9 protein-coding genes are annotated in these 8,846 nt (G+C 71.7%); 2 read left to right on the plus strand and 7 right to left on the minus strand.

The window, feature by feature from the left end; genetic code table 11:
- The first annotated feature begins 5 nt into the window (after nt 1–5).
- The gene (locus ABT245_RS33340) at nt 6–650 is read left to right on the plus strand and encodes an LmbU family transcriptional regulator (protein WP_351740997.1); all 645 of its coding nucleotides are present in this window, start codon (nt 6–8) and stop codon (nt 648–650) included.
- Between the two features lie 32 nt (nt 651–682).
- Nucleotides 683–889, plus strand: a complete 207-nt coding sequence (locus tag ABT245_RS33345) for a ferredoxin (protein ID WP_351740999.1) — start codon at nt 683–685, stop codon at nt 887–889.
- Nucleotides 890–965: 76 nt separating this feature from the next.
- Here ABT245_RS33345 and ABT245_RS33350 read toward each other — a convergent pair whose 3' ends face one another.
- The 7 genes from ABT245_RS33350 to ABT245_RS33380 form a co-directional block, all read right to left on the minus strand.
- Entirely contained in the window at nt 966–2,258 is a 1,293-nt protein-coding gene (locus ABT245_RS33350) for a cytochrome P450 family protein (protein ID WP_351741002.1), read from the minus strand.
- Between the two features lie 26 nt (nt 2,259–2,284).
- Nucleotides 2,285–3,325, minus strand: coding sequence for a 3-hydroxy-D-kynurenine methyltransferase AcmL (acmL, locus tag ABT245_RS33355; RefSeq protein WP_351741004.1), 1,041 nt, complete (start codon nt 3,323–3,325; stop codon nt 2,285–2,287).
- Nucleotides 3,326–3,377: 52 nt separating this feature from the next.
- Nucleotides 3,378–4,640 carry a kynureninase gene (locus tag ABT245_RS33360; protein WP_351741006.1) on the minus strand — a complete coding sequence of 421 codons (1,263 nt, stop codon included), beginning with the start codon at nt 4,638–4,640 and terminating at the stop codon, nt 3,378–3,380.
- Between the two features lie 82 nt (nt 4,641–4,722).
- Complete coding sequence (locus tag ABT245_RS33365; protein ID WP_351741009.1) at nt 4,723–5,565, minus strand: tryptophan 2,3-dioxygenase; 843 nt, start codon at nt 5,563–5,565, stop codon at nt 4,723–4,725.
- Nucleotides 5,562–6,455, minus strand: coding sequence for an alpha/beta hydrolase (locus tag ABT245_RS33370; protein WP_351741013.1), 894 nt, complete (start codon nt 6,453–6,455; stop codon nt 5,562–5,564). Before ABT245_RS33370 ends, ABT245_RS33365 begins: the two co-directional genes overlap by 4 nt.
- A gap of 4 nt (nt 6,456–6,459) precedes the next feature.
- Entirely contained in the window at nt 6,460–7,092 is a 633-nt protein-coding gene (locus tag ABT245_RS33375) for a DUF6875 domain-containing protein (RefSeq protein WP_351741016.1), read from the minus strand.
- 71 nt (nt 7,093–7,163) lie between these two features.
- Nucleotides 7,164–8,846: alpha/beta fold hydrolase (locus ABT245_RS33380; protein ID WP_351741019.1), on the minus strand; the 1,683-nt coding region annotated here is incomplete at its 5' end.

The following is an 8,846-nucleotide window of genomic DNA, read 5'->3' on the forward strand; positions in this document are numbered from 1 at the left end:
AGCCGGTGCAGCACATCGCCAACGACCGGAGTGACCGTCAATTACCAGTCGGCCGCCGAGCGACCGAGGCGGCCCGCCCTCGCAGACCGGGCGAGCAGGAACGAATCTTCACCACCCGGGTCGGCCTCAAGATACCGACCAGCCTCACGTACGACCGATGGGAGAAGGCCGGGCAGCACATCTTCCAGATCGCCGACTCCTCCGCCTGGTGCCTGGGCGACTGGCTCGTCTACGGCCAGGACCGCTACGCCGACCGCTACCAGACCGGAGTGCAGGCCGCGGGACTCGACTACCAGACGCTGCGCAACTACGCGTGGGTGGCACGCCACTTCGAGCTCTGGCGTCGGCGCGAGACGCTGAGCTTCGGCCACCACGCCGAGGTCGCCTCCCTACCGCCGGCGGAGGCCGACACCTGGCTCGACCAGGCGGAGCAGCACGGCTGGTCACGGAACCAGCTCCGACTGCGGTTGCGGGAGAGCCGCAGAGGAAACCGACCGGCCAGACCCACACGGGCCAGCCAGCTCCGGATCAGCGCCCCCTGTGACCGTGTCCAGCGCTGGCGGGAGGCCGCATCGAGGGGAGACCGCGACTTCGAGGAGTGGGTCCTGCTGACGCTCGACCGTGCCACCGCGCACGAGCTCGGTCATTGACACCCCCGCCCGACCACCGGAGACGGCCCCCCATGGAGATCCACATCGACCACCGCACCTGTATCGGGTCCGGGCAGTGCACCCTGACGGCACCCACCGTGTTCACCCAGGACGACGACGGGTACGCCGCGCTCGTACCCGACGGGGCGCAGACGGCGACCCCGCGGCAGGTCAGCCAGGCCGCGCTGTCCTGCCCCGTCCAGGCCATCGCCGTGAGGAACGACCCACCTGACGCCTGACGGCACGACTCCCGCCACCACCCAGGGCTGAGGGCTCCACGGTGCAGACCGTGGAGCCCTCGGTGCTGCGGTCGGATCATGCTCCGAGCCGCAGGCGCAACGCGTTCAGCCGCCAACTGCCGGGCAGCCGGGCACGGTGGTGCTCCGGATCGCCGTCAGCGAGCGCGAGGTCCGGGTAGCGGGCCAGCAGCCGGGCGAGCGCCACCTCGCCCTCCTGCCGGGCCAGCGTCGCACCCAGGCAGTAGTGGATGCCGTGGCCGAAGCCCACGTGGTTCTCGGCCTGCCCGTCCGGCTGACGTGTCAGGTGCAGCCGGTCCGGGTCGGTGTAGTGCCGCGGGTCGAAGTTGGCGGAGACCAGCACCGGTTGGACCGCGTCACCGCGGGCGATGCGCGTGCCGGCTATCTCCAGGTCCTCGACGGCGTAGCGCAGTCGGGCCACCTGGACCGAGCCGCACCAGCGCATCAGCTCGTGCACCGCTCTCGGGAGCAGCGCCGGGTACTCCCTGAGCCGCGCCAGCTGGTCGGGATGAGTGAGCAGGGCCGCGGTGCCGTTGCCGATCAGATGCGTGCTCGTCTCATGGCCGGCCAGCACCAGGGTGAGCACCATGGTGACCATCTCCATGTCGCTGAGCCGTCCGCCGTCGTCGTCCTGTGCCCGGATCAGCTCGCTCAGCAGATCGTCCCTGAGCGCGGCGCGACGCTGTTCGATCAGTTGATGGCAGTAGTCGATCATCACGGGAAAGGAGTGCTGTAGGCGTTCGGGCCGCATCGACACGAGGTCCCCGCCCCACTCCCGCCACCGCTCGAGGTCGACCGCGGGGATCCCGACGAGCCGGCAGATCACCGTGATCGACAGGGGGTAGGCGTAGTGCTCCAGCAGGTCCACCGTTCCGTCCTGCGCCCGGTGGGGCAGTTCGGCGAGCAGCCGGTCGGCGATCTGTTCGATGGCGGGACGCAGATCGAGGATACGGCGGGCCGTGAACGCCCGGGTCACCAGGCGGCGCAGCCGCGGATGGTCCGGCGGGTCGCTGTCCAGGATGGATCCGAGCAGGTAGATCCGTAAGTGCTCGGGGACCTTGAGCAGTTCCATCATCCCCTCACGTGGATCCGCGCCCTGTGCGCCGGGCACGTGAGAAGGGGTGTTGACGAACCGTGGGTCGCGCAGCACGGCGCGGACGTCGTCGTAGCGGGTCACGAACCACACCGGAGTGCCGTCCACGAACCGGCCGCGGACGACCGGGCCCTGCTCGCGCAGCCGGCCGTAACCGCCGAAGGGGTCCGCGAGCAGGTCGGGGTCCATCATGTGCGGGCCGGCGGGGCACACCGCTCCCCCGTCGGCCGGCGGGGCGTCCTGGAACGTGGAAGACATGGTCGGCTCCGGTACTCGCTGGGGCGTCACTTGACCGCGCTGATCACGCCGTGCGGCGTCCACCGGCCGCCGGGCAGCCGCTCGGGCTTCACGAACCCGGCCGCGGCGAACCACTCCTCGTACTGGCCCCACCGGTAGATCGTGCTGCCGGCAGCCGGCAGCGTCGCGAAGTACACGTTGTCCAGGGCCGCGTACAGCGGGCCGTCCCCGCTGTCGTCGGACATGGCGTTGAACACCAGCACCCGCCCGCCGTCCGGCAGCGCCGCGTGCGCCTTGCGCAACAGCCGTATGTTCTCCTGCGGTGACCAGATCACGAGCTGGTTGGCGAAGAGCACGCAGTCGTGGCCTGTCGGGTAGGTGTCGGCGAAGATGTCCGCGGCTCGCACGGAGATCCGGTCGGACAGGCCGTGCTCGGCGATCTTCTTGCGGGCGATCTCCACCGTGCCGGGCAGGTCCAGGACGGTGAACTCCACGCCGGGGTTGGCCTGCGCGAGGGCGATGGCGTTGACGCCGTCGCCGCCGCCCACGTCGAGCACGCGCCGCACTCCGGTGAGGTCGGTCTTCTCGACCAGCACGGGGTTGGACAGCCGGGACCAGGATCGCATGCAGCGGTAGAACAACTGCTCCAGCTCGGGGTCCGCGGACAGCCGGTGGTAGAGGTCCTCCCCCGTGCCCTTGATCCTTCGCAGGCCGACGTTGGTGTTCTCGCGCAGCGACGCGATGAAGTCCACCTCGGCGGGCCGGACGATCCGCTCCTCGTACTCGACGAGATCCTCGATGATCTCCCAGGTGCCCTCCGCGAAGAGACCGTTCAGCACGTCGGCGTTCTCGTAGCCGTCATCCTGACGCACCGTCAGTCCGAGGGCGGTGGTGCCGAGCAGCAGGATCTGCACCGGCCGCTCCTCCAGGTCGAGTTCCCGGCCGATCTCCGGCGGGGTCAGGCCCGGTCGCCGGTGCAACAGGGTGAACAGGCCCAGGTCGCTGCCCGCGCGGAGCATCTGGAAGGCCGAGGAGCCGAACAGGATCTGTACCAGTCCGTCGGTGGTGAGCGGGGATGCGTGAGCCATGGGCACTCCGAATCGGCTGAGGTGGAGAGGGTGGTGTGCGGGGAGGCGGAGGTCAGGTCACCCGGGCGAGGCCGGCGGGCCGGGAGGCGTAGGCGCCCTCGGCCACGACGTCGCGCATACGGGCCAACGCGTCCCAGACGTCGGTGAACCGGGTGACCAGGGGGGACAGACCGATACGCAGCCGGTCCGGGACCCGGTAGTCGCAGACGACCTTCGCGTCCGCGGCCAGCGCCTGGCAGATCCGCCAGGCGTCGGGGTGGTACAGGGACAGATGCGAACCGCGCCGCTCCGGCGGGCGGGGCGAGGCGGGCCGGAAGTCCAGCGGAGTGAGCCAGGCGTCCGCCAGATCGTCGGCCAGCCGGCCCAGCCGCAGCCCCTTGGCCCGGATCCGTGCCAGGCCGGCCTCCTCGACCAGGGCGAGGGCGGGATCGATCGCCGCCAGCGACACCAGCGGCGGGGTGCTCACCAGGAACCGCTCGATGCCCGGCACCGGGTCGTAGTCGGGCCCCATCTCGAACTGCCCGCGCTGCCCGTACCAGCCCCACACCGGCTGCCGCAGCCGGGACTGCAGGTCGCGCCGCACATAGAGGAAGGCGGGTGAACCCGGGCCGCCGTTGAGGTACTTGTAGGTGCAGCCGACGGCGAGTTCCGCACCAGTGCCGGCCAGGTCGACGGGGACGGCTCCGGCGGCGTGCGACACGTCCCACACCACCCGCGCGCCGACCGCGTGGGCCAGGTCGTTCACCTGCGCCATGTCCAGCAGCGCGCCGCTCCGGTAGGACACCAGGGACAGCACCACCAGCACGACGTCACCGTTCAGTGCCGAGCGCAGCGCGTCGAGGTCGAGGCCGCCGTCGAGTTCGGACGGCAGCCGCACCAGCCGCAGCCCGCGCTGTTCGGCCAGGCCCTGGACGATGTACCGGTTGGTGGGGAAGTCCTCGGCGTCCATCAGGACGGTGCCGCGCCCCGGTGCCGCGTCCAGGGCGGCGGCGGCCAGCTTGTAGAGATTGACCGACGTGGAGTCGGAGATCACCACCTCGCCGGGTGCGGCGCCGAGTACGTGCTCGGCGAGGCGGTCGCCGAGCCGGGCGCCCCAGTCGATCCAGCCCTGCCACGACCGCACCAGTCCCCCGCCCCAGCCCTCCTCGACCACCTCCCGCAGCACCTCCGGCGTGGCCGCGGGCAGCGGGCCCAGCGAGTTGCCATCCAGGTAGATCAGCTCCGGATCGGCGATGACGAACCGCTCGCGGAACGCGGCGAGCGGATCGGCCGCGTCCAGTTCCTCGGCCACCGTGCGCGGGACCCCGCTCACCATCGGCCCTCCTTCTGTCTCGTGTCGTCCGTGTCCGCGTTGTCCGCGTGTCCCCGCCGTCGACGGGAAGGCCATGGGCGCCCGGTCAGAGCGTGGAGCGCACCGACCACAGTTCCGGGAAGAAGCGGTGCTCACTGATCCGGGCGAGCCAGGCCACGCCCTCGGTGCCGCCGGTCCCGGGCTTGGCGCCCAGCATCCGCTGCACGGTCACCAGGTGGGTGTAGCGCCAGCGCGCGAACTGGTCGGCGGTGTCCATCAGCGCCTCGGCGAGCAGATGCAGGTCGCGATGGCGGACGGGGTCCCGGTAGACCGACCGCCAAGCCTCCTCGACCTCCGCGCCGCCGCGGTAGGGCCGGGTGACGTCCCGGTCCGCAGAGTCGTCCGACGTGAGCAGCCCGCGGCGCGCCAGCAGCGCGAGCGCGGCGTCGTACAGGCTCGGCTCGTGCAACTGGCCGACCACCGCGTCGTAGCCCGCCGTGTTCCGGTGCGGCGCGGCCATCTCGGGGTTCTTGTTGCCGAGCAGGAACTCCAGGCGCCGGTAGCCGGCCGACTGGAAGCCGGAGGCCGATCCCAGGACGTCCCGGAACTCGGCGAACTCCACCGGGGACAGCACGGAGAACGTCTCCCACGAGACCAGCAGCACCTGCTGCACCCGCGCGGCGCGGCGCAGCGTCCACAGCGCGTCGTCGAGCAGGTCGTGGGCCAACTGGTCGCGCGCTGTGCTGAATTCGGTGTGCAGCAGCTTGAACAGCAGCTCCTTGACCTGGCTCATGATGATGAACCCCGGCTCGGTGCAGGCCGAGCTGAGCGGATGCTGCAACGCCAGCAGCTCGTCCATCCGCGCGTAGTGGGCGTACGGGGTGGTGTCCGACGGGGATCCGACGGACAGCGGGCACGCGGGGCTCCGGGTGGTCTGTTCGGTGGTCATGCGGTCATTCCTTCCAGTCCCATCTGCGCCAGGACCGCGTCGCCCAGCCCGGTGCCCGGCACGCCCAGGTCGTAGGGGAGGTCGAAGTGGTCGCGCCGATCGGCGACGACCTCCGTCACCGCTGCCCGGGGGCGCAGCGCCGTCACCATCCGGTCGTGCTGGCGGACGTACTCCTCGGTCTCGTTCCCGCCGCGGGCGACCACCGTCTCGGGCAGCCAAGCCGGCAGTCGAAGGATCGGGCTGTTGCGGCGAGCCGCGGCCTCGTCCAGCCGCAGCGCGTCGTTGACGTAGGACAGACGGACCGGCTCCAGGTCGTACATGCCGCTGAGCAGCACCGCCCCGGCGATCCGGCCGGACACGTCCGGGGCGGCCGACGCATCGGGCAGCAGGGCCATGGCGGCCAGGTGCGCACCGGCCGAGGTGCCGCACAGATGGAGGCGGTCCGGGGCGAACCCGAGCCCGTCCGCGTGCCGCAGCAGCCAGTCCACGGCCCGGCGCACCATGCCCGCCATGGCGTCCAGGCCGACGTCCGGCGCCAGCCCGTACTCGATCACCGCGACCGCCGCGCCGGCGGCTAGCAACGGCGGCACCGGGAAGGCCGATTCGGCGCGGCCGAGTGCCTGCCAGTTCCCGCCGTGCACGAACACCAGCAGCGGCGCCCGCCCGGCTCCCGGTCCGGGGAAGTAGTCGAGTCTCTCCGCCGGATGCGGGCCGTAGGCGAGAGAGGTCCGCACCGGGTGGGCCCGGCGGGCGGCCTCGCTCAGCCGCTCGTACTCGCGCAGGCAGGCGTCCAGGCTCGCCACGCGGGAACTCGGCGAGTACTGCCGGTCCAGCGTGGCCTGGTCCATGCCCCGGTACACGGCGGCTCCGGCCGGCGGTGCGTCGCGCATGCGCTCAGCTCCCCGGAGCGTAGGCGGCACGGGCCCGCTCGTACGCCTCGGTCAGCAGCGGGTCGATGCCGTGCGACCCGCTGCGGTAGCGGGCTCCGAAACGGCTCGCGTACTCCTTGAACCACTCCCGCCGGTCGGCCAGGAACAGCACGTCGTGGATCGCCATCGACCGCACCGCCATCATCGGCACCGGTGCGTGGCTCACCTCGAACGCCGGATTGCGCGCGGCCTTCTCCTCGCACTTCTCGTGGAACTGCGCGATCATCAACCCCCGCCGCACACTCTCCGGCTTCAGCGCGGTGTGCGCCGCGTCCAACAGGTGCAGGTGCTCGGCCGGCAGGTCCGGCAGGACGAGCAGCAGCGAGCGCAGATTCGGGTTACCGGACTTCCAGTCGACCTCGCTGAACTCGTCGAGGCCGCAGCGGACGATCTCGTCGATCAGGGTCTGGCTCGGGGTGGGGCCGACCAGTCTGACGCGGATCTCCAGCGCGCCGGCACGCTGGGCGGGTTCGACGAACGGGCACACCGGGCCGGTGCGTCCGAGTTCGCCGTGCGGTCGGCGGATGTACTCGCTCAGCCATTCGTCCACGGCGGCCAGGGCCTTGGCCACGTCGACGGAGAGCACGTCGGTCAGCATCAGTGTCAGTCCTCGGGTGTCGGTCCTCGCGGACAGCGGACGGCGGGTTCCTGGTGGGCGGCCCGCGAAGGTCACTCGTCGCCGGTGAGGTCGTGGAGCTTGGCCGAGAGGATGCGGCCGATCTCGGCCAGCGTGTCCGGGCGGGTCAGCATCGACCCGTGGTCGCCGGGCACCACATGGGCCTCGACGGAGCCACGCACGTACGGCTGCCAGGCCCCGGCGGTCACCGGCGGGTCCTGCTCCTGCGAGCAGGCGATCAGCAGCAGGTCTCCGTCGATCGGGCCGGGCCGGTAGTCGACGGTCAGATGGGTGTTGTTCGCCGAGATCTCGGTGATCGTCGTGAGCCGGTCCTCCTCCAGGTTGGCCAGCACACTGCCCTGGCGGCGCAGGATCTCCCGCGCCTTGGCGACGGTCATCTCCTCGTCGTCGTGGTGACTGCCGTCGTCGACGAGACCCACGTGGTAGAGCAGCATCACCCGGTCGTCCGGGGCGGGCACGTCGGCGTGGGTGAGGCCCTGCCAGTCGGGGATCACATCGAGCACCGCGACCAGCGCGACCGGTTCGCCGCGCCGCTGGAACTCCGCGGCCAGCGCGTGCGCGCACAGCCCGCCGAACGACCAGCCGGCCAGGTGGTACGGCCCGTGCGGCTGCACCCTCTGGATCTGGTCGGCGTAGTCCACCGCCATCTCCTCGATGCTGGCGGGCCGGGGTTCCGGCCGGGCCAGACTGCGCGCCTGGATGCCGTACAGCGGGTACTGCGGCCCCAGGTGCTTGATGAGCGCGCTGTACGACCAGCTGATGCCTCCGCCCGGATGGACACAGAACAGCGGCGGCCTGCCGCCCGCGGTGCGCAGCGGCAGCATCACCTCGTACGAGCCGTCCGCGTCGTCGACGTCGAGCCGGGCCGCGATGCCCGCCGGTGTCGGCGCCTCGAACAGGCTCCGCACGCCCAGCTCGGCGCCGAAGGCCGCGCGCAGCCGGGCCATCAGCCGGGTGGCCAGCAGCGAGTGCCCGCCCAGGTCGAAGAAGTCCTCGCTCACACCGACCACCGGTCGGCCGAGGACCTCCGCGAACAGCTCGCACACCACCTGCTCCTGCGGGGTGGCCGGCGCCCGCCCGATGTCGGCGCGCTCCGGTTCGAGCGCCGGCAGCGCGGCACGGTCGAGCTTGCCGTTGGAGGTGAGCGGCAGCTGGTCGAGCGGAACGACGGCGGCGGGGCGCATGTAGTCGGGCAGCCGACGGCGCAGGTGCTCCCGTACGGCCATGAGCAGGGCGCCGGTGCTCCGGCCGGTGGCCGGACTGGTGGTCCAGGAGGAGAGCGGCGTGCCGGGGCCGGCCGCGCCCGTGGGCGCGTAGGCACCGACGGGCACTGCCTCGCCGAGCAGTTCGCGCTTGACGTACGTGAGATCGAGGGCGGCCGGGTCGTGCCCGTTCCAGCTGATCGCCGTCCAGTAGCCGTACTTCTCGCCCAGGCGGTGCAAGTCCTCCGGATCGACGCCGGCCGTGTCCCGGACGTCCGGTGCCGTCCCGGTCTCGAGCGCGCGCTGCGCGGCGAGGTCGGCCGCGATGCGCGCGTGGGGTACCCCGGTGACACGCAGCCGGTCGGGCCGCGCGCTGCCCAGATGATCGGCGAGGGCACCCAGGTCACGGGTCCAGGGCCGGGTGGGGGTGTCGTCGAGGGGGTGGGGGGTGATGCCGGTCTTGTAGAGGGTGGCGTCGTAGCGGTAGCGGGTGAGTTCGTTGTGGGCGGTTCC

It is taken from the genome of Streptomyces sp. NPDC001508, from assembly GCF_040298665.1.
Classification (GTDB): domain Bacteria; phylum Actinomycetota; class Actinomycetes; order Streptomycetales; family Streptomycetaceae; genus Streptomyces.

Coding starts and splice junctions, on each gene's coding strand:
- ABT245_RS33345 (WP_351740999.1), top strand. CDS start 683: ATGGAGATCCACATCGACCACCGCACCTGTATCGGGTCCGGGCAGTGC.
- ABT245_RS33350 (WP_351741002.1), bottom strand. CDS start 2,258: ATGTCTTCCACGTTCCAGGACGCCCCGCCGGCCGACGGGGGAGCGGTG.
- acmL (WP_351741004.1), bottom strand. CDS start 3,325: ATGGCTCACGCATCCCCGCTCACCACCGACGGACTGGTACAGATCCTG.
- ABT245_RS33360 (WP_351741006.1), bottom strand. CDS start 4,640: ATGGTGAGCGGGGTCCCGCGCACGGTGGCCGAGGAACTGGACGCGGCC.
- ABT245_RS33365 (WP_351741009.1), bottom strand. CDS start 5,565: ATGACCACCGAACAGACCACCCGGAGCCCCGCGTGCCCGCTGTCCGTC.
- ABT245_RS33370 (WP_351741013.1), bottom strand. CDS start 6,455: ATGCGCGACGCACCGCCGGCCGGAGCCGCCGTGTACCGGGGCATGGAC.
- ABT245_RS33375 (WP_351741016.1), bottom strand. CDS start 7,092: ATGCTGACCGACGTGCTCTCCGTCGACGTGGCCAAGGCCCTGGCCGCC.